Genomic DNA, 20388 nt, shown 5'->3' on the forward strand with positions numbered 1-20388 from the left:
GAGGGTTTGTGATGAAGTTAGCCATTGTTACCGCCTGCCCGAACGGCATGGTTACCAGTGTGCTGTGCGCCCGCTTGTTGGACGCCGCCGCCCAGCGCATGGGCTTGCACACCAGTGTTGAAGTCGTCGATGTGCAGCGCCCGGAGCGCCAGTTGTCCCAGGCGACGATTGATAATGCCGAGTGGGTGCTGCTGGTCAGCAGTACCTCGGTGGATATGCAGCGGTTTGTCGGCAAGCGTGTGTTCCAGAGCACACCGGCCCAGGCGTTGGCGGATGTCGAAGGCGTGCTGCGCCGGGGCGCCGAAGAAGCCCGGGTGTATGTCGCCGACGCCGCCCCGGTGGCGGCCAAGGCTGCGCCGCGTATCGTCGCGATTACCGCGTGCCCCACCGGTGTGGCCCACACGTTCATGGCCGCCGAAGCCTTGCAGCAGACGGCCCAGCGCCTGGGTTATGACCTGCAGGTCGAGACCCAAGGTTCGGTGGGCGCCCGCACGCCGTTGAGCCCGCAAGCGATTGCCGATGCCGATGTGGTGTTGCTGGCGGCCGATATCGAGGTGGCCACCGAGCGTTTCGCCGGCAAGAAGATTTACCGCTGTGGCACCGGCATTGCCCTCAAGCAATCCGAAGCCATCCTCAACAAAGCCCTGGCCGAAGGCGCGGTGGAAAGCGCGGCCGGCGGTGCACCGGCCAAGGCGGAGAAAACCGGCGTCTACAAACACCTGCTCACCGGCGTGTCGTATATGTTGCCGATGGTGGTGGCGGGGGGCTTGCTGATCGCCTTGTCGTTTGTGTTCGGCATCCATGCTTTCGAGCAGCCCGGCACCTTGGCGGCGGCGCTCAAATCCGTGGGTGACCAGGCGTTCCTGTTGATGGTGCCGTTGCTGGCGGGCTACATCGCCTACTCGATTGCCGACCGTCCTGGCCTTGCGCCCGGCATGATCGGCGGGCTGCTGGCTGGGACGCTGGGGGCTGGGTTTATCGGCGGCATCCTGGCCGGCTTCGTCGCCGGGTATTGCGTCAAACTGATCAGCCGCGCAGTGCAACTGCCCCAGAGCCTGGAAGCGCTCAAGCCGATCCTGATAATCCCCTTACTGGCGAGCCTGTTTACCGGCTTGGTGATGATCTACCTGGTGGGCCCACCGGTCGCCCGCTTGCTCACGGGCCTGACGGATTTCCTCAGCACCATGGGCACCACCAACGCGGTGCTGCTGGGCATTCTGCTCGGCGGCATGATGTGCGTGGACTTGGGTGGGCCGATCAACAAGGCGGCCTATGCGTTCTCGGTTGGCCTGCTGGCCGCGTCGAGCGGCGCGCCGATGGCCGCGACCATGGCCGCCGGCATGGTGCCGCCGATTGGCATGGGCATCGCCACGTTGCTGGCCCGGCGCAAGTTCGCCCAGACCGAGCGCGAGGCCGGCAAGGCGGCGATGATCCTGGGGCTGTGCTTTATCTCCGAAGGCGCGATTCCCTTCGCCGCCAAAGACCCGCTGCGCGTCATTCCGGCCAGCATCGCCGGTGGCGCGTTGACCGGTGCGCTGTCGATGTACTTCGGCTGCAAACTCGCCGCGCCCCATGGCGGGTTGTTTGTGCTGGTGATTCCGAATGCGATGAACCATGCGTTGTTGTACTTGTTGGCGATTGTGGCGGGCAGTGTGTTGACCGGTTTGGTGTATGCCGTGCTCAAGCGACCGGAAGCGGCCGAACTGGCCGTGACTGCCTGACACTGGCAGAAAATGTGGGAGCTGGCTTGCCTGCGATAGCCTCGACGGGGTTTGCCTGATACACCGAGGTGTTTGCATCGCAGGCAAGCCAGCTCCCACAGGTGAACTCGACCGTTCTGCTAATCGGTGTCACATGCGCTTCATCCCACCATGCTTTAGTGGCCCTTTTGATACTCAAGAGGGCACCTCCATGAGCCACTTCGATCTCGGTCGCCGCCGTGTGATGCAAGCTGTGGGCGCTGGCCTGCTGTTGCCGGGCCTGGCACCGGCGGTGATCGCTTCGGTGAAGGACCGACCGCAACTCACTGACGGCGTGCAATCGGGCGACCTGCAGGGCGATCGCGCAATGATCTGGAGCCGCAGTGACCGCCCGGCGAAGATGGTGGTGGAGTGGGATACCCGCAGCGTGTTCAGCAACCCGCGCCGATTCGTCTCGCCCCTGACCGACAGCCGCACCGACTTTACCGCCCGTGTCGAGCTCACCGGGCTGCCGGTCGACCAGGCGATTTTCTACCGCGTGCATTTCGAAGACGCCCAGACCGGCATTGCCAGTGAACCCTGGTTCGGGCACCTGCGTAGCGTGCCGCAACAGCGGCGTGATATCCGTTTTGTGTGGAGCGGCGACACCGTCGGCCAAGGCTTCGGCATCAACCCGGACATCGGTGGCATGCGCATCTATGAAGCCATGCGCCTGCGCCTGCCGGACTTTTTTATCCACAGCGGCGACACCATCTACGCCGACGGCCCGGTCCCCGCGCAGCTCACCACTGAAGGCGGGCGCATCTGGCGCAACATCACCACTGAAGCCAAAAGCAAAGTCGCGGAAACCCTCGATGAATATCGCGGCAATTACCGTTACAACCTGCTGGATGAAAACGTACGCCGCTTCAATGCCGAGGTGCCGCAGATCTGGCAGTGGGACGATCACGAGGTGATCAACAACTGGTCATCGAGCAAGCAGTTGGATGAGCGTTACCAGACCCGTGACATCAACACCCTGGTGGGCCGCGCCCGCCAGGCCTGGCTGGAATATTCGCCCATGCGCCGACAGAGCGCCGACGGTGGCGGGCGCATTTATCGCAAGCTCAGTTATGGGCCGCTGCTGGATGTGTTTGTGTTGGATATGCGCAGCTATCGCGGGCCGAATGACGACAACCTGGGCGCTGAAAAACCCTTTCTTGGGCGTGAACAGTTGGACTGGCTCAAGCGCGGGCTCAAGGCGTCGCAAGCGCAGTGGAAGGTGGTAGCCGCCGACATGCCCATCGGCCTGGGCGTGCCCGACGGTGAGGTCAGCCCCGGCGTGGCGCGTTGGGAAGCGATCGCCAATGGCGATCCTGGCCCGGCGCAAGGGCGTGAGCTGGAGATCGCCGAACTGCTGGGGTTCCTGCATGAGCACAAGGTGCGCAACCACCTGTGGCTGACGGCCGATGTGCATTACTGTGCGGCGCATCACTATCACCCTGACGGCGCGGCGTTCCAGGATTTCGAGCCGTTCTGGGAGTTTGTGGCGGGGCCGTTGAATGCCGGGAGTTTCGGGCCCAACCCACTGGATAAAACCTTTGGCCCGCAGGTGGTATTCCAGAAGGCGCCACCGGCACAGAATACCTCGCCGTTTGCGGGCTTTCAGTTTTTCGGTGAAGTGCAGATTGATGGGCAGACGGCGGAGTTGACGGTGATGCTGCGCGATCTCGATGGAGTCTCGGTGTTCGAGCAAAAGCTGCAACCGGCCTGATCGTTCCCACGCTGTGTGGGAACGCATCCTGTGACGCTCCGCGTCACGCCGTTAAGAGCGGACGCGGAGCGTCCAGGGCGGCATTCCCACGCGGAGCGTGGGAACGATCAAATATCAATAGACATCCCTGCGATAGCGACCCTGTTCGATCAGGCGCTCCAGCGCCTCATTGCCCAAGATGTCTTTCAGTGCCTGATCCACCCCCGTCGCCATCCCCTGCAAGCTGCCACACACATAAATCGCTGCGCCGTCCGCGAGCCATTTGCGCAGCACATCCGCTGACTCGCGCAGGCGATCCTGTACGTAGATCTTCTCCTCTTGATCGCGGGAAAATGCCAGGTCCAGCAGGGCCAGGTCTCCACTGGCGAGCCAGCCTTGCAGTTCGTCCTGGCACAGGTAGTCGTGGGCGATATTGCGCTCGCCGAACAGCAGCCAGTTTCGCTGCTGGCCGTCGGCAATGCGGGCTTTGAGCAAGCTGCGCAGGCCCGCAAGCCCGGTGCCGTTGCCCAGCAGAATCAGCGGCACAGGCGCGTCGGGCAAATGGAAGCCGCTGTTGCGCCGCAGACGCAGGCTGATGGCCGAGCCGAGGGCGGCGTGTTCAGTCAGCCAGCCGGAGCCAAGCCCCAGGCTGCCGTCGGGGTGGCGCTCCTGGCGCACAATCAGCTCCAGCACGCCGTCGCTGGCAATCGAGGCGATGGAGTATTCGCGCATGCCCAAGGGGACCAGCGCATCCACCAATGCCTGGGCGTGCAGGCCGACCAGGTGCGTGCGGTTTTCCGGCAGTTGGCGCGTGGCCAGGGCCTGATCAAGGGTGTGGGCGACGCCGTCGATCACCACACCGTCGCTGCCGACCAAGCCCAGGCCGGCCAGGAAGTGTTCGATGGCCCAGGGGCAATTGCGCGGCAGGACTTCCACCAGGTCGCCGGCCAGCCAGCTGTGCGCAGACGTGGATGTGAGGCCCAGCAGGTAGACGGACGAGCCGACACTGTCGGGGTTGAGCAGGGTGCGTTGGCTCAGGGTCCAGTTTTCGTACTGGGCCGTCGGCCATGCCGCTGCCGGGGCATGGCCGGTGAGCTGGCCCAGTTGCTGTTGCCAGGTCTGCAGCGCCAGTGTATCGCCGCTGTCGACTTCCACCGGGGTAAACAGCGGGGTGCCGCCCTGGTTGGTCAGCCAGAAATGCAGGCGCCGGGCAAAGCCGCAAAAATGTTCGTACTGCCGGTCACCCAGAGCCAGCATCGAGTAGTTCAAGCCTTTCAGGGGCAGCGCCTGGCCGAGCACGCTACGCTCGAACCCGCGGGCGCTGTCGGGCGCTTCGCCGTCGCCAAAAGTACTGACCACGAACAGCGCGTTCTGCGATTGGCTGAGGTCGTCGCGGCTGACACTGCCCAGGGGCTGCACCTTCACCGCCAGGCCCGCAGCCTGCAGTTGCCCGGCCGTTTGCCAGGCCAGTTGTTCGGCAAAGCCGCTCTGGCTGGCGAAGCCGATCAGCCAGGCCGGGGCATCGCTGTGGTTATCTGTCAGGCCTTTGCGGGCATCGCGGACCTGGCGCTTTTTGCGGCGTCGGTCCAGGTACAGCAGCCAGCCCGTGATGAAAAACAGCGGCATAAGCAGTGAGCTGACGGTGAGGACGATGCGCCCGACCAGGCCGAAATAGCTGCCGGTGTGCAGCGCATACACACTGGTCAGCAACTGCGCCTTGAGGCTTTTGCTGGCGTAGCGCTCGTGGGATTTGACCTCGCCGGTGGCCGGGTCCAGGTTGATCTGGTTCAGCGCACGGTCATGGGGCGATGAAGTGAGCAGGTAATACACGGTGGCCGGTTGCCCGGCGACCGCGGGCATCCGAATGTTGTAGGCGCTCAAGTCGGGGCCGGCGTTGCTGTAGATGCTGCTCCAGATTGCGTCATAGTTGGCCACCGGAGCCGGGCCTGCGGGAGCCGGGCCGCGCTTGCGCATGCGTTCGTTCTGCGGCGCGTCGGACAGCAGTTTGGTCACGCCACGGTTGTACCAGTCGTAGGACCAATACAGCCCGGTCAACGCCGCCAAAAGATAAAACAACAGGCACCAGGTGCCGAATACCGAGTGCAGGTCCCAATTGAAGCTGCGGCCCTTTTTGCGCCAGTCCAGGGTCAGCCAGACGCGCCAGCTTTTCACCTGGCGCGGCCAGCGCAGGTACAGGCCGGAGAGGCAGAAAAACAGCAGGATCAGGGTGCAGGCGCCGGTGATATTGCGCCCGGTATCGCCGATGGCGAGGAAGCGGTGCAGTTGCAGGATAAAACCGAACAGGTCCTGGCCGACCGCGTCGCCCATGTAGTCGCCGGTGTACGGGTCAAAGTAGCGCATTTGGCCACGGCGCTCGCCAGGCGGCGGGGTGAAGGACACGCGGCCGGCGTTGCCGCTTTCGCTTTCTACCCACAGCATGGCCACGGTCTTGCCTTCGGCCGCTTCCAATTTGCGTACCAGCTCGGCGGGCGGCAGTACACCGGCCTCGCGTTTCTGCACGCTCAACACGTTGGGGTTGAGCGCCCGCAGGATCTCGTCCTGGAACGAGTACGCGGCCCCGGTGACCCCCATCAAGGCCAGCACCAGCCCGGCCGTGATGCCGAAGAACCAATGCAACTGGAACAGGGTTTTCTTCAACACGTCGGAGCGCCTCGCTTAGCTGGATATCTGATCACGGCGCGCATTATGCCGTGAGTTGCCGGGAAACACGCAAAAGCCCCACGCATCCGATGTGTGGGGCTCCTGGCTGAACCTTGACCGCTTTTAGAAGTGGAAGCTGGTGGTCAACAACGCCGTACGACCGGCCGCCTGGTTGGCGAAATGCGCCGAGTAGGCCTTGTCGTAGTAGGTCTTGTCGGTCAGGTTCTGCACGTTTAATTGCAGGTCGACGTTTTTGGTCAGCTTGTAGCTGGCCATGGCGTCGTAGCGGGTGTAGGACGGCACATACACGGTGTTGCCGGCATCGCCGTAAACCTCATCGACGTAGAAGGCGCCGCCGCCGACGGTCAGCTTGGGCGTGATGTCGTAGGTGGTCCACAGGCTGAAGGAGTTCTTCGGCGTGTTGGGCATCTGATTGCCTTTGTTGGAGCCGGCACTGACTACGCCGTTACGCCCGTTGAGGCCGGATTTGACCAGTTCGCTGTCCAGATAGCTGTATCCCGCAAACACCTGCCATTGATCGGTGATTTTGCCGCTGGCGGACAACTCGATGCCGTCGACCTGAGATTCCCCGGCGTTCTGGTAGGTGAGCGCATCCACCAGGATGCGGGTGTTTTTCTTCTCGGTGCGGAACACGGCTGCGGTCAGGGACAGGCGGTCGTGGAACAGGTCCCACTTGGTGCCCAGTTCGTAGTTGACGGTTTCTTCTGGCTGCAAGTCGCTGGTGGCGGCACCGGCAGACAGCGGGTTGCCGTCGGATCCTTCGCCTACCAGGCCACCGGCTGGCGTGGCCGATGTGGCGTAAGAGGCGTAGATGCTGGCGTTCTCCACCGGCTTCCACACCAGGCCGGCCTGCCAGTTGAAGAACTGGCTGTCGTCCTTGATCTTGGTGCGCCCGGCGACGGCGTTGGTGTTGGCTTCGGTGTCAAAGGTGTCGTAGCGCAACCCCACGTTCAGTAGCCATTTTGGATCGAGTTCGATGGTATCGAACACGTAGGCGGCGCGGCTGGTGGCCTTGGTGTTGGTACCGTTGTAGTTGCGCGCGATGCTGCCGTTCCAGGCGTCGTCGGGGTTCGGGTTGCTCAGTGAGGTGCACTGGCCGCCCAGGCTGCCCTTGGGCGTTGTGCACACCGGGTTGGCGTTAGGGCTGACGGTGTAGCCGCTGACACGGGTTTCTTCGCCGGTAAATTCCAGGCCGGTGGAGTAAGTGTGCTTGAAGCCCAAGGCCTGAAAGCTGCCAAACAGATCGGTCTGGTTGGTGGTTGTGGTCGTGGTGGAGACACGGCTGTTGGCGCGACGCCAGACAGTGCCGTAGCGGTTGACGTTGAACTTGCTGTCATCCGGCTGAGTAAGCACATAGTCCTGGCCGGTGCTGCCGTGGCGCAGGGTGTTCTTGAGCGTCATGTTGTCGTTCAAGTCGTGTTCGATGGAGAACGTGCTGATGTCCGCACGGGTCTTGCGGAAGTCACGGCTTTTCAAACCGTAGAAGTTGTTGCTGTCGCCGCCGTCGTTGGGTTTGTCATGCACGTGGGCTGTAGCGGTCGACGAACCGTAGCCGTAGGGAATCCCCGAATCCGGCAGGTCATCACTTTCCATATGGTAGTAGCTGAGGTTGACACGGGTCGGTGTGCCCAAGCCAAAAGTCAGCGACGGCGCAACGCCCCAACGGTCGTAATTCACCGCGTCGCGGCCGGCCACGTTTTGTTCATGGCTCATCAGGTTCAGGCGGAATGCCGCGCTGTCGTCCAGGAACTGGCGGTTCACGTCGAGCACGTAGCGGCGGGTCTGGTCGGAGCCGTAGGTAAAGCCGCCGTTGGTGAAGTCCCGCGCTTGCGGGGTCTTGCTCACCAGGTTGAGGCTGCCACCGGCTGAGCCACGGCCGCCGAACGAAGAGTTCGGGCCTTTGCTGACTTCGATGGACTCGATGTCGAAGATCTCGCGGCTCTGGCCACCGGTATCGCGTACGCCATCGAGGTAGGTATCGCCCTGGGCGTCGAAACCACGGATGAACGGGCGGTCGCCCTGAGGGTTGCCACCTTCACCGGCGCCGAAGGTGATACCCGGTACGGTGCGCAAGGCGTCCTGCAGCGAGGTGGCGGCGGTGTCCTTGAGTACTTGTTGCGGCACCACAGTGACCGAGCGCGGCGTGTCCACCAGCGGCGCGGTGTACTTCTGCGACGAGGCTTTCTCCACCTGGTAGGAGGTGTTGTCCTGCTCCTGGCCGGTGATGTTGGTGGCGCCGAGGGAGATAGGGTTGCGCTCGCCTGTTGGCTCGGTATTTTCAGCGGCCTGTGCCAGGTGGGCGGCGGAGCCGGCACTCAGGGCAACGCCAATGGCGGAGGCCAGCATGCGTGGCGAACTGGCCGGTATTTTTAGAATAGTGCGCGACATGACGTGTCCCTTCCCCAAGGATGTGAGGCCGCGGAATATAGGGCCAACAAGACTTTGTATCAATTGCGAGATATTGCTATTCGCATCAAATTTACATTCTTTACACTTTTTTGTTACGGATTTTGCGCTCTCGTTCGTCCCTGTATTTTACAGAGAGGATAAGAATCAATACCATTGACACCTCTCTGATCGCAGGTATTGCCCCATGTTGCTGCACGTTCCCGGCCTGTTCTCTCGCGAGGAGGTGCTGCGCATTCGCCAGGCCCTGGAAGAGACCGAATGGGCTGACGGCAAAATCACCGCCGGTCACCAGTCGGCCAAGGCCAAGCACAACCTGCAATTGCCTGAAGGTCACCCGTTGGCCAAGGAAATTGGCGCAGCCATGCTGGAGCGGTTGTGGAGCAACCCGCTGTTCATGTCGGCCGCGCTGCCGCATAAAGTCTTCCCGCCACTGCTCAACTGCTACACCGCTGGCGGCAGTTTTGACTTTCATATCGACAATGCGGTGCGCCAGCCCAAAGGCAGCCACGAGCGCGTGCGCACCGACCTGTCGTCCACGCTGTTCTTCAGCGACCCCGACGACTATGACGGTGGGGAACTGGAGATTCAGGATACGTTCGGCCTGCAGCGGGTCAAGCTACCCGCCGGCGACATGGTGCTGTACCCCGGCTCCAGCCTGCACAAAGTCAACGCGGTGACCCGTGGCGCGCGTTATGCCTCGTTCTTCTGGACCCAAAGCCTGGTGCGCGAAGACAGCCAGCGCACCCTGCTGTTCGAGATGGACGGCGCGATCCAGCAACTGACCCGCGACGTCCCCGACCACCCTGCGCTGATCCAGCTCACCGGCACCTACCACAACCTGTTGCGCCGCTGGGTCGAGGTCTGAGCATGGGTTTTTTATTGCGCCGCGAAGAAGTGCTCAATGTCGAACAATTGCAGAGCATGCTCGATGACTCCCCGGTGCGCGCCGCCCAGGCCATCCTGATCGCCGCCAAGGCAGGTGTGGTCGAGGCCCAGGCCCTGCTCGGGCAAATCCTGCTGGAAGGGCGCGGCATTGCCCGCGATGAAGCCCTGGCACTGCGCTGGTTCCAGATTGCCGCGCAGGGCGGGCACCTGATGGCGCGCAATATGATCGGGCGTTGCCGGGAGCATGGCTGGGGCTGCGCTGTCGATGAAGCCGCCGCAGCACGGGAATATCGCCTGGCGGCACACGCCGGGTTGGATTGGGGGCAGTACAACTACGCCAACCTCTTGGCTACCGGCCGTGGCGTTGTTGAAGACCAGGCACAAGCACTGGCGCTGTATCGCCAGGCTGCCGAACAGGGCCATGCCAAGTCGATGAACCTGCTCGGGCGTTACCTGGAAGACGGGCAGCATTGCCCCAAGGATGTTGAGGCGGCCGTTGAGTGGTACCGCCGCTCAGCCGAGGCAGGTGATTTTCGTGGGCAGTTCAGCCATGCGGCGGTGCTGGCCGACAGCGGCCAGATCGACGCGGCGCTGGAATGGTTGCACAAGGCGCTGGCAGGCGGGAATCTCAAGTTTCTGCAAACGGCACACAAGGCGCTGGCACGGGCGGATGACCCGCGAATTCGCGCCATGGCCAAGTTGTACCGGCAACGAGCTACGAGCTGATCGTACCCACGCTCCGCGTGGGAATGCCGCCCTGGACGCTCCGCGTCCGCACTTGAGCGCGTAACGCAGAGCGTCACAGGAGGCGTTCCCACGCAGAGCGTGGGTACGAGCGGGGGAGGGGTTAAACGTAGAAGGATTTCAGCGGCGGAAACCCATTGAACTCAACCGCGCTGTAGCTGGTGGTGTAGGCACCGGTCGATAACCAGTACAGGCGATCACCAATGGCCAGGTTCAATGGCAGGCCGTACTTGTAGTTTTCGTACATGATGTCGGCGCTGTCGCAGGTCGGGCCAGCGATGACCACTTCTTCCATCTCGCCTTTCTTCTCGGTCCAGATCGGGAACTTGATGGCTTCGTCCATGGTTTCGATCAGGCCGGAGAACTTGCCCACATCCGTGTACACCCAGCGCTCGACGGCGGTACGGGACTTGCGCGCCACCAGCACCACTTCGCTGACCAGGATACCGGCGTTGGCGATCAACGAACGGCCTGGTTCCAGGATGATTTCCGGCAGGTCGTCCCCGAAGTCTTCCTTGAGGAAGCGGATGATTTCTTCAGCGTAGGTTTCCAGGCTGTTGGTGCGGGTGATGTAGTTGGCCGGGAAGCCGCCGCCCATGTTGATCAGCTTCAGGTGGATGCCGTCTTCTTCTTTGAGGCGTTCGAAGATCACCTTGACCTTGGCGATGGCCGCGTCCCACACGCTGATGTCGCGCTGTTGCGAGCCGACGTGGAACGAGATGCCGTAAGGCACCAGGCCCAGGTCGCGGGCGAGGATCAGCAGGTCCATGGCCATGTCGGTCTGGCAGCCGAATTTGCGCGACAACGGCCAGTCAGCAGTGGTCGAGCCTTCGGTGAGGATACGCACATACACTTTCGAACCCGGCGCAGCCTTGGCGATGTTGCGCAGGTCGGCTTCGGAGTCGGTAGAGAACAGGCGCACGCCCTTCTCATAGAAGTAGCGGATGTCCTTGGATTTCTTGATGGTGTTGCCGTAGCTGATACGGTCGGCGCTGACGCCGCGGTCCATGACCTTGTCCAGCTCGTAGATCGAAGCGATGTCGAAGCTCGAACCCTTGTCTTTCAAAAGGTCGATGATCTCAACGGCGGGGTTGGCCTTGACCGCGTAATACACCTTGGCGAATTCGAAACCGGCGCGCAGGTCATCGTAGGCCTGGCTGATCATCGCGGTGTCGATCACCACGAACGGGGTTTCTTGCTTGTCGGCGAACGCCTTCATTTTGTCAAAAGTGGCGCGCGCGAAATAATCTTCGACGTTGATCGACATGCTGGGAACTCCTAAGGGCAAACTAATTTGATCAATGGGTGCAAATGAACGTCCTCCGTATCCCCACTTTGGTTCGCCTACTTCCCAAGGCATGTCGCCGAAAGCAAAAAGGCCATGGGGTAAGCTGCCCTTGGCCTTGCTGTCTCGTCGTCAGTACTTGAGCCGGATGGATCGTTTCCAGCATGGACGTTCGGCGCGAACTTTAGGGCTTGGCGGGCGTGGGATCAACTAAAAATGTCGCGTTTTTGCACGCGTTCGTCGCGCGGCCGCGTGCAGCTACTTATGTAACCGACCGGTGTGACGGATTGATGTTCCCCGGATGGGGCCAATCAGGTGGATTTGCGGTGTATTCATCGCAGGCAAGCCAGCTCCCACATTTGAACTGCATTCTTATGCTGGAATGCATTCCCCTGTGGGAGCTAGCTTGCCTGCGATAGCGATCTATCAAGCCAAAGCAGTTTCGGCAGGCGAGACAATGCTGGTCTTGCCGCCACGGGATTTACCGGAACTCAGGTACTCGGCAATCGACTCCTGGGTCACTTCACCCAGGAACACGCGCTCGGCATCCATCACCGGCAACCACGAACGGTTGAACTCGTACATGCGCGACAGCAGGATGCGTAAATGCTCGTCGTACGCCGCCGTGGCGTTGAACTCGCGCAGGTACTGGCCGCAGGTGCCGGCCTGGCGGTGCAGGTCGCGACGGCGTACGTAGCCCAGCGCCTTGTTCTCCGAACAGGTGACCACCACATAGCGGCGGTCGTGCTCGTCCATCAATTCCAGCGCATCGGCCACGGGTGTTTCCGGGCTCACCGACGGGGCGTTGTCCGCCGCGTCTTCGGCTTTTACCAGCAGCAGGCGCTTGAGGGTGCTGTCCTGGCCCACGAAATTGCTGACGAACTCGTCGGCCGGGTGCGCCAGCAGCGTGTCCGGGTGGTCGATCTGCAGCAGCTTGCCGGCGCGGAAGATGGCGATCTTGTCACCCAGCTTGATGGCTTCGTCGATGTCGTGGCTGACCATGATCACGGTCTTGTTCAGCGCGCGCTGCATCTCGAAGAATTCGTTCTGGATCATCTCGCGGTTGATCGGGTCGACCGCGCCGAACGGCTCGTCCATCAGTAGCAGCGGCGCATCCGCCGCCAGGGCGCGGATCACACCGATGCGCTGTTGCTGGCCACCGGACAGTTCACGCGGATAGCGATGCAGGTACTGCTTGGGCTCCAGCTTGATCATGCTCATCAACTCGCGGGCGCGGTCGTGGCATTTCTGCTTGTCCCACCCGAGCAGCTTGGGCACCACCACGATGTTCTCTTCGATGGTCATGTTGGGGAACAGGCCGATCTGCTGGATCACGTAGCCGATGTTGCGACGCAGGGTCACCTCGTCGAGGTCGGTGGTGTCTTCGCCGTTGATCAAAATCTTGCCCGAGGAGGGCTTGATCAGTCGGTTGATCATTTTCAGCGTAGTGCTCTTACCGCAGCCCGAGGGCCCCAGGAACACGCAAATCTCGCCTTCGTTGACGGTCAGGCTCACATCGTTGACGGCGGTGACCGTCTTGCCGTTGCTTTGGAAAGTCTTGGACAGGTTTTGAAGTTCGATCATTTGAGCAATCCTTTTGGAGTCAGCGAGCGTTGCAGCCATTGCAGAAGCAGGTCGGCGAAGATGGCCAGGAGACTGACCAGCACGGCGCCGACGATCAGCATCGACATATCGCTGCGGCTGATGGAAGCCAGAATAAGTACACCCAGGCCACCGGCACCGATGGTGGCGGCGATGGTCATCACACCGATATTCATCACCACGGCGGTACGCACGCCAGCGAGAATCACCGGCACCGCAATCGGCAGTTCGACCATGCGCAGGCGCTGGCCGAAGGTCATGCCGATGCCGCGTGCGGCTTCGCGAATGCCTGGCTCAACGCCGGTGAGGGCCAGGTAGGTGTTACGCATGATTGGCAGCAGGGAGTAAAGGAACACGGCGGTGATCGCCGGCATTGGCCCCAGGCCCTGGCCGAACTTGGAGTAGAACGGCAGCAGCAGGCCGAACAGCGCGATGGATGGCACGGTCAGCAACACTGTGGCGCTGGCTTGCAACGGGCCGGCCAGGGTCGGGAAGCGCGTCATCAGAATGCCCAAGGGCACGCCGATGAAGATCGCGAGGATCACGGCGATGCCGACCAGGGTAATGTGCTGCCAGGTCAGGTGCAGGACCTGGGCCCAATCAAGATGGGAAAAGGCGTTCAAAAATTCCATGTCTTCTCCTTTTTAGTTGATTGGATGTTGGCGCAGGAAATCGGCGGCAACGGCGGACGGGCTTTCATGGTCGACGTCGACCCGTGCGTTCAGTTGGCGCATGGTTTCATCGTCGAACAGGTTGGCCAAAGGCTTGAGTTCGGCGGCCAGCTGCGGGTGTTTGTCGAGGTATTCCTGGCGGATCACCGGGGCTGCGGTGTAGTCGGGGAAGTAGTGCTTGTCGTCTTCGAGCAGCTTCAACTTAAAGGCGTTGAGGCGCCCGTCGGTGGTGTAGACCAGTCCGGCAAACACCTGGCCATTACGCAGCGCGGTGTAGACCAGGCCCGCGTCCATCTGCCGGGTGTTGTTGCGCGTCAGGTTCATGTCGTACAGCTTGACCATGCCCGCCAGGCCGTCGGAGCGGTTGGCGAACTCGGTGTCCAGGGCGACCAGGCGGTGCTCTTTGGTGTCTTCGGCCATGGCTTTGGTGAGATCGCTGATGCTGTTGATCTCGGGATGTTCCTCAGCAACTTTCTCCGGCAGCGCCAGTGCGTAGGTGTTGCTGAAACGCGACGGCGACAGCCAGACCAAGCCTTTTTTCGCATCGAGTTCTTTGACCCGAGCGTAGGACTGTTCGCTGTCGAGTTTCTCGTCGATATGGTTGTAGGCCACCAGCGACACGCCGGTGTATTCCCAGATCAGATCCAGTTGCCCGCTTTCCTGGGCGCTACGCGCCAGGTTGCTGCCCAGGCCGCCGGTCACACGGGCGTCGTAGCCCTTGGTGCGCAGGTACTGGGAGGTGATTTCGGCGAGCAGGGTTTGCTCGGTGAACACCCGGGCGCCAATGCGGATCACGGGTTTTTCAGCGGCTTGCGCAATACCTGCAAACAGCAGGGCGCAGCCTAATATCAAGCTCAGCTTTTTCATGTGATTTCCTTTACCGGGCCTTAAGACGGGCGCAACCCGCGTTCCAGCCAGAGGCGGCTGGCCATGGTCACCAGGCCATCAAGCAGCAATGCCAGCAGCGCGGTACACGCGGCGCCGAGCAACAGTTGCGGCTGGTTGTTCAGGGCGATGCCAGGGAAAATCAGGCTGCCCAGGCTGTTGGCGCCAATCAGGAACGCCAGCGGTGCGGTACCGACGTTGATCGCCAGGGCCACGCGTACACCGCCGATGATGATCGGCACGGCGTTGGGCAGCTCCACGCGAAACAGCACCTGGCGCGGGGTCATGCCGATGCCGGTGGCGGCTTCCTTGAGGGAGCCCTGAACGTTTTTCAGGCCTTCGTAGGTGTTGCGCACGATGGGCAGGAGCGAGGCAAGGAACAGCGCGAAGATGGCCGGGCCGCTGCCGATGCCGAGGACGCCGAGGGCGATGGCCAGTACGGCCAGGGGAGGGACGGTGTTGCCGATGTTGAAGATCTGCATGAAACGTTCTGCGCGCCCGACCATGTTGGGTCGGCTGAGCAGGATACCGGCGGGGATGCCCACAATCAGGGCCGCCAGCATGGAGACTAAAACCAGAATCAGATGAGCTTGCAGGTAAAACAACAAATCGTCGCGGTACAGTTCGATCGTGTTGATGCCGATCCAGTGGACCAGCAGGGCCAGGAGAGCGACGACAACCACTGCTCCTATCAGCCCTTTGCCATAGCGAATAGCCACAGGCGGACTCCTTTTTTTCTTTTGTCGGCGAACACATTCTCCGGCGGCAATGCCATTCCTGGCTGTCGGCGAATAGGTTCGCGAAAAGCAGCTCGCCGATACTGGCAATGCAGTATGCGATCAAGCCATGAGCGCAGCCTCGTCAGGCTAACTTGCTGATATTTCAGCCCCTGTTCCGAGTGCGGTAGCAGGGGAGTGGACGTCTCGACCTTTTAAAAGGTTCCACACTTGGGCGCATTTAGCCACCCCCAATGGGCTCAACGGTGGTCCGTACCCTCGCGTTTGCGCTATACTCGCCGCCCTTTTTTGACTCACCTGCCAGGCGATTTCCCATGACCCACCAGGCCGCCGAAGTCGCGAAACGCCGCACTTTCGCCATTATTTCCCACCCCGATGCCGGTAAAACCACCATCACCGAAAAGCTGTTGCTGATGGGCAAGGCGATCGCGGTAGCCGGCACGGTGAAATCGCGCAAATCCGACCGCCATGCCACCTCCGACTGGATGGAAATGGAAAAGCAACGGGGTATTTCCATTACCACGTCGGTCATGCAGTTCCCGTATCGCGAGCACATGATCAACCTGCTCGACACCCCAGGGCACGAAGACTTCTCCGAAGATACCTACCGCACCCTCACCGCTGTGGACTCGGCGCTGATGGTCCTCGACGGCGGTAAAGGCGTCGAGCCACGTACCATCGCGCTGATGGACGTGTGCCGTCTGCGCGACACGCCGATTGTCAGCTTCATCAACAAACTCGACCGCGATATCCGCGACCCCATCGAACTGCTCGATGAAATCGAAGCCGTCCTGAAGATCAAGGCCGCGCCGATCACCTGGCCGATTGGTTGCTACCGCGACTTCAAGGGCGTGTACCACCTGGCCGACGACTACATCATTGTCTACACCGCTGGCCACGGTCATGAACGCACCGAAACCAAGATCATTGAAAAGCTCGACTCCGACGAAGCCCGCGCCCACTTGGGTGACGAGTACGACCGTTTCGTCGACCAGCTGGAACTGGTGCAGGGCGCTTGCCATGAGTTCAACCAGCAAGAGTTCCTCGACGGTCAGTTGACCCCGGTATTCTTCGGTACCGCCCTGGGCAACTTTGGCGTCGACCACGTACTCGACGCCGTCGTGGACTGGGCGCCGCGCCCGCTGGCCCGCGTCGCCAACGAGCGCACCGTGGAGCCGGTGGAAGAGAAGTTCACCGGCTTCGTGTTCAAGATCCAGGCGAACATGGACCCCAAGCACCGCGACCGTATCGCCTTCATGCGTATCTGCTCCGGCCGCTACGAAAAAGGCATGAAGATGCGCCATGTGCGCACCGGCAAGGACGTGCGCATTGGCGATGCACTGACGTTCTTCTCCTCCGAGCGTGAACAGCTCGAAGAAGCCTACGCCGGCGACATCATCGGTTTGCATAACCACGGCACCATCCAGATCGGCGACACCTTCACCGAAGGCGAAGCGCTGGGCTTCACCGGTATCCCGCACTTCGCCCCGGAATTGTTCCGCCGCGTGCGCCTGCGTGACCCGCTCAAATCCAAGCAATTGCGCCAAGGCTTGCAGCAATTGGCCGAAGAGGGCGCCACCCAGGTGTTCTTCCCCGAGCGCAGCAACGACATCATCCTCGGCGCCGTGGGTGTGCTGCAGTTCGACGTGGTCGCCAGCCGCTTGAAAGAGGAATACAAGGTGGAGTGCTCCTACGAGCCGATCACCGTGTATTCGGCGCGCTGGATTGATTGCAGCGATAAGAAGAAGTTGGAAGAGTTCTCCAACAAGGCCGTGGAAAACCTGGCGATCGACGGCGGTGGTCACCTGACCTACCTGGCCCCGACCCGGGTCAACCTGGCGCTGATGGAAGAGCGTTGGCCGGATGTGAAATTCCGCGCGACCCGCGAACACCACTAAGGTCTGGGCGGGTGAAAGAGGGGCGAAGCTGTGATGGCTTCGCCCCTTTTTATTGGCTTCAACTACCCAGGGTCTGGTCTCTATAAGGTTGGAAATTGGCGATAACCCTGCATTGGGTCTAGCTTTCACACAGTGACTGTGAAGGAGAGCACCGTGCGAAATGTTCGATTCGCCATCCATCTGGTGTTGCTGGCAAGCCTGGGAGCGACGACCTTTCCGACTTTTGCCGATACCGGCACGCCCCAATGGAAAGACACCGGTCCGGTCAGCAAGAAAAAGGCCAATGAAGTCAACTCCGGCAGTTGGCAGCCCCAGGTCCAACCGGCGCCCAAGGAGGATCAGGAGAACCCCTATAACGAAGGGGAAGCCAGCGATACCTATGACGACGGCGAGACCTGAAGCCTGGCGTAAATCCAGAATCGCGACTAGCGTCAACGCGGGTGGCGGCAAGTTATTGCCGGCAGAATTCATCTATTGACTGGACGGAATCGACCATGGGTATTGTTCAACGCGTAGTGCTATTGATGAAGGTGCTGGTGCTGTTGTCGTTGGGGATGTCGACGGCCTGGGCGCACGCCCCGGTGCATGGCCCAGAGATGGTGGCGAGTAGCCAGATTTCGGACTTGCAGTTGGCCAAGTCCGAAGCGGAGCCCGGCGATAAAGGCCAGGGTGGCAGCGAAGACGATGACGACTCGACCACCGACGAGCCTGACAGCGACGACGCAGACGAAGGCGATAGCCAGACGTAGGCTCGCCAAGGGGGAGCGTTTCAAACAATCAATGCCTTGGAAGGGACCCCCAAGGCATTTTTATTGGCCGCCCTTTTCTTCAGAACGAAGTGGTCACCGACGCGAAGTAAGCACGGCCCGGCTCATTGTAAGTCTGCGCGCCCGCATCCTCGGCGTTGCCTTTGCGCGACAGGCGCTTGTCCAGCAGGTTATTGATGCCCACCCGCACGCTCAGGTTTTTGCTGAACGCGTAGCCGCTGCTCAGGCCCATCAACCCGTACGGGTCGACGTCCTGCTGGGCGCTGCGATCGTAACTGCTGGCGCTGCGCGAGTTGAGCGTCGGTGCTTCTTGTTTGCCGTAATAGGTGCCGCTGACCTGGAATGACAGCTTGTCAGTGGCTTGCCAGTCCAGCGTGGTGTTGATGGTGTACTTGGGGATGATGCTCAAGGGTTCGCCGGTGTCTTTGTCCTTGGAGTCGATCATATAGGTCAGGTTGGTGTTCAAGTCCAAGTCATCGCGCAGGCTGACGAACAGGTTGCCTTCAACGCCCTGTACCAAGGCTGGGCCGCTGTTTTCCCACTCCAATACACGTCGGCCGTTGCCCAGACGGAAAGCCGCCTCGTTACTGGCGTTGATCTTGTTCTTGTAGTCATTACGGAAATACGTCGCACTGGTGCGCCAGGTGCCCTTGTCGAAAGCCAGGCCGATTTCCTTGTTGACACTGATTTCCGGCTTCAGGTCCCGGTTGCCCACCAGGTAGCAACCGCCCATGTTGGCTTCGCTGGCGTTGCAGCCATTACCACGGCTGTAGAGCAAATAGTTCGGGTTGGACTGGTACAGGTTGGGGGTTTTGTAGGCGCGGGCAATGCCGCCCTTGATGCTCAGTTCGTCGGTCAACTGGTGCGAGGCATTGAAGCTGGGGCTCCAGTTGCCGCCGTATTCCTCATGATCGTCGAAGCGCAAGCCAGGCGTGATGACGGTTTTGCTGCCCAACTTGATGTTGTTCTCGGCAAACAAGGCGTAGCTCGAGGCGGTGGTCTTGGTGCTGTTGCGGCTGACGCCCGGGATGGCGGGTACGCCGCCGGTGCCCGGGTCATAGCTTTGCGGGCGCAACGAGCCTGGGTCGTTCATCGACTCGTAGAGGTATTCGCTGCCCAGGGTCAGCACCTGTTCGGCACCGACGCTCAGGAGCAGGTTGACCTGCGCAGTGGCCCGGGTATTACGCAAGCGCGATTCGAAACGACCAGCGCTGGCGGAGGGCGCGCCTTCGCCGGAACCGGCCAGGCCTTCGTTTAGACGTTCGTTGCGAGTCAGGTCGTGGGTCAACGAGGCCAGGGTCGAACCCCAATCGAATTCGCCGCGGTGCGTGGCTGAAAAGCTGCTGCGCTGAATCACACTGGTTTCCTTGCCCACCAGGCTTTCCACGAATGCGCCACCGCCGTTGAGCATGGTGTCGCCGGCGAAAATATTGCCCTGGCGGCTGTAGCTGGCCTCCAGGTCGAGGGTTTGCTCAGGAGTGAACTGCCAGCTCAGCAAACCATTCACATCTTTATTGCGCACGCCTTCGCGGCCGGCCACCAGCGAGTCCGGGGTCGCCTGCGCTGCGCGGTTGATGTCGGCGTCATCGGCATCGGTCTTGTTCAGGCCGCCATAGACGCGGAACGCCAGGGTGTCGGTCAACGGGCCGCTGAGGTTGAAGTTGGTGCGTTTGCTCGCGCCTTCGGCATCGTTTTCGGGGAAGGCGGTGTAGGCGGTCAGCGAGCCGTGCAGTTGGTCGGTGGGGCGTTTGGTGATGATGTTGATCACCCCGCCCATGGCGCCGGAGCCATAACGGGCAGCAGCCGGGCCGCGCAGGATTTCAATGCGTTCGACTTCTTCGGCCGGTACCCAGTTGGTTTCGCCACGGGTATCACGGTCGCCACTCCAGCCATAACGCACGGCATTGCGCGAGGTCGACGGTTTGCCATCGATCAGAATCAGGGTGTTTTCCGGGCCCATGCCCCGCAGGTCGATCTGACGGTTATTGCCACGGCTGCCGCTGGAACTGTTGCCGGTCAGGTTCACGCCCGGCTCGCGACGGATGATCTCCGACAGGTCGTTGGTGGGCGGGCGCTTCTTGATGTCTTCGGCAGTGATGATCGACACGCCGGGCGCTTGCTTGAGTTCTTCGGCGGCGGTGCCCAGCACGTGCGTCTCGCCCAGCACCAGGGCTTGGGGCGTGCCGTCCACAGGCAGGTCTGTCGCTTCGATCGGCACCTTGTCGCGTTCTTTTTCCACACTCTGCGCCAGCAGCGCGGGGGACGAAAGGGTGGCGATAAACGCCAACGATAGATGGCTGAGCCTGAATTGAGACGACATGTCCACAAAGTCCTTTAGGAGGGGCGATTGAACGAGAGTCGTCTGAATTTTTTCGTGCATCCAGCGCTCTT

15 protein-coding genes are annotated in these 20388 nt (G+C 61.4%); 7 read left to right on the forward strand and 8 right to left on the reverse strand.

Features of this window, described 5'->3' with window-relative positions; all coding sequences use genetic code 11:
* Positions 1 to 11: 11 nt before the first annotated feature.
* Positions 12 to 1721, forward strand: a complete 1710-nt coding sequence (locus GIW79_RS01845) for a PTS fructose-like transporter subunit IIB (protein WP_236452332.1) — start codon at positions 12 to 14, stop codon at positions 1719 to 1721.
* Positions 1722 to 1911: 190 nt separating this feature from the next.
* Positions 1912 to 3453: an alkaline phosphatase D family protein gene (locus tag GIW79_RS01850; protein ID WP_236452329.1), complete on the forward strand. Its 1542-nt coding sequence runs from the start codon at positions 1912 to 1914 to the stop codon at positions 3451 to 3453.
* Between the two features lie 114 nt (positions 3454 to 3567).
* Here GIW79_RS01850 and GIW79_RS01855 read toward each other — a convergent pair whose 3' ends face one another.
* Positions 3568 to 6093, reverse strand: a complete 2526-nt coding sequence (locus tag GIW79_RS01855) for a PepSY domain-containing protein (protein WP_236452327.1) — start codon at positions 6091 to 6093, stop codon at positions 3568 to 3570.
* A gap of 123 nt (positions 6094 to 6216) precedes the next feature.
* The gene (locus tag GIW79_RS01860) at positions 6217 to 8502 is read right to left on the reverse strand and encodes a TonB-dependent receptor (protein ID WP_236452326.1); all 2286 of its coding nucleotides are present in this window, start codon (positions 8500 to 8502) and stop codon (positions 6217 to 6219) included.
* Positions 8503 to 8707: 205 nt separating this feature from the next.
* On the opposite strand from GIW79_RS01860, the gene GIW79_RS01865 reads away from it, so the two are divergent.
* Together GIW79_RS01865 and GIW79_RS01870 are read left to right on the forward strand one after the other, a co-directional pair.
* Positions 8708 to 9388 (forward strand): Fe2+-dependent dioxygenase, encoded by a 681-nt coding sequence (locus tag GIW79_RS01865; protein ID WP_236452323.1) that lies wholly within the window; start codon positions 8708 to 8710, stop codon positions 9386 to 9388.
* A 2-nt stretch (positions 9389 to 9390) separates the two neighbouring features.
* On the forward strand, positions 9391 to 10134 hold the full coding sequence (locus GIW79_RS01870) for a tetratricopeptide repeat protein (RefSeq protein ID WP_236452322.1): 744 nt from the start codon (positions 9391 to 9393) through the stop codon (positions 10132 to 10134).
* Between the two features lie 121 nt (positions 10135 to 10255).
* On the opposite strand, the gene GIW79_RS01875 is transcribed toward GIW79_RS01870, so the two are convergent.
* The 5 genes from GIW79_RS01875 to GIW79_RS01895 form a co-directional block, all read right to left on the reverse strand.
* A complete protein-coding gene (locus GIW79_RS01875) occupies positions 10256 to 11419 on the reverse strand; it encodes a type III PLP-dependent enzyme (protein WP_014716890.1) in 1164 nt (387 codons plus the stop codon).
* Between the two features lie 444 nt (positions 11420 to 11863).
* Positions 11864 to 13021 carry an osmoprotectant ABC transporter ATP-binding protein OsmV gene (locus tag GIW79_RS01880; protein WP_014716891.1) on the reverse strand — a complete coding sequence of 386 codons (1158 nt, stop codon included), beginning with the start codon at positions 13019 to 13021 and terminating at the stop codon, positions 11864 to 11866.
* A complete protein-coding gene (locus tag GIW79_RS01885; RefSeq protein ID WP_003188473.1) occupies positions 13018 to 13671 on the reverse strand; it encodes an ABC transporter permease in 654 nt (217 codons plus the stop codon). The genes GIW79_RS01880 and GIW79_RS01885 overlap by 4 nt, the downstream gene beginning before the upstream one ends.
* Before the next feature lie 12 nt (positions 13672 to 13683).
* Entirely contained in the window at positions 13684 to 14577 is an 894-nt protein-coding gene (locus GIW79_RS01890; RefSeq protein ID WP_034126274.1) for a glycine betaine ABC transporter substrate-binding protein, read from the reverse strand.
* 20 nt (positions 14578 to 14597) lie between these two features.
* Positions 14598 to 15314, reverse strand: coding sequence for an ABC transporter permease (locus tag GIW79_RS01895; protein WP_003188475.1), 717 nt, complete (start codon positions 15312 to 15314; stop codon positions 14598 to 14600).
* 332 nt (positions 15315 to 15646) lie between these two features.
* On the opposite strand from GIW79_RS01895, the gene GIW79_RS01900 reads away from it, so the two are divergent.
* The 3 genes from GIW79_RS01900 (at position 15647) to GIW79_RS01910 (ending at position 17979) form a co-directional block, all read left to right on the forward strand.
* The gene (locus tag GIW79_RS01900; RefSeq protein WP_034126275.1) at positions 15647 to 17230 is read left to right on the forward strand and encodes a peptide chain release factor 3; all 1584 of its coding nucleotides are present in this window, start codon (positions 15647 to 15649) and stop codon (positions 17228 to 17230) included.
* A gap of 153 nt (positions 17231 to 17383) precedes the next feature.
* Entirely contained in the window at positions 17384 to 17629 is a 246-nt protein-coding gene (locus tag GIW79_RS01905) for a hypothetical protein (RefSeq protein WP_034126276.1), read from the forward strand.
* Positions 17630 to 17724: 95 nt separating this feature from the next.
* Positions 17725 to 17979 (forward strand): hypothetical protein, encoded by a 255-nt coding sequence (locus GIW79_RS01910; protein WP_072447040.1) that lies wholly within the window; start codon positions 17725 to 17727, stop codon positions 17977 to 17979.
* A gap of 79 nt (positions 17980 to 18058) precedes the next feature.
* Here GIW79_RS01910 and GIW79_RS01915 read toward each other — a convergent pair whose 3' ends face one another.
* The gene (locus tag GIW79_RS01915) at positions 18059 to 20317 is read right to left on the reverse strand and encodes a TonB-dependent siderophore receptor (protein WP_236452320.1); all 2259 of its coding nucleotides are present in this window, start codon (positions 20315 to 20317) and stop codon (positions 18059 to 18061) included.
* Positions 20318 to 20388: the final 71 nt, after the last annotated feature.

Source organism: Pseudomonas sp. PA-7-1E, from assembly GCF_021605325.1.
Taxonomy (GTDB): domain Bacteria; phylum Pseudomonadota; class Gammaproteobacteria; order Pseudomonadales; family Pseudomonadaceae; genus Aquipseudomonas; species Aquipseudomonas fluorescens_BV.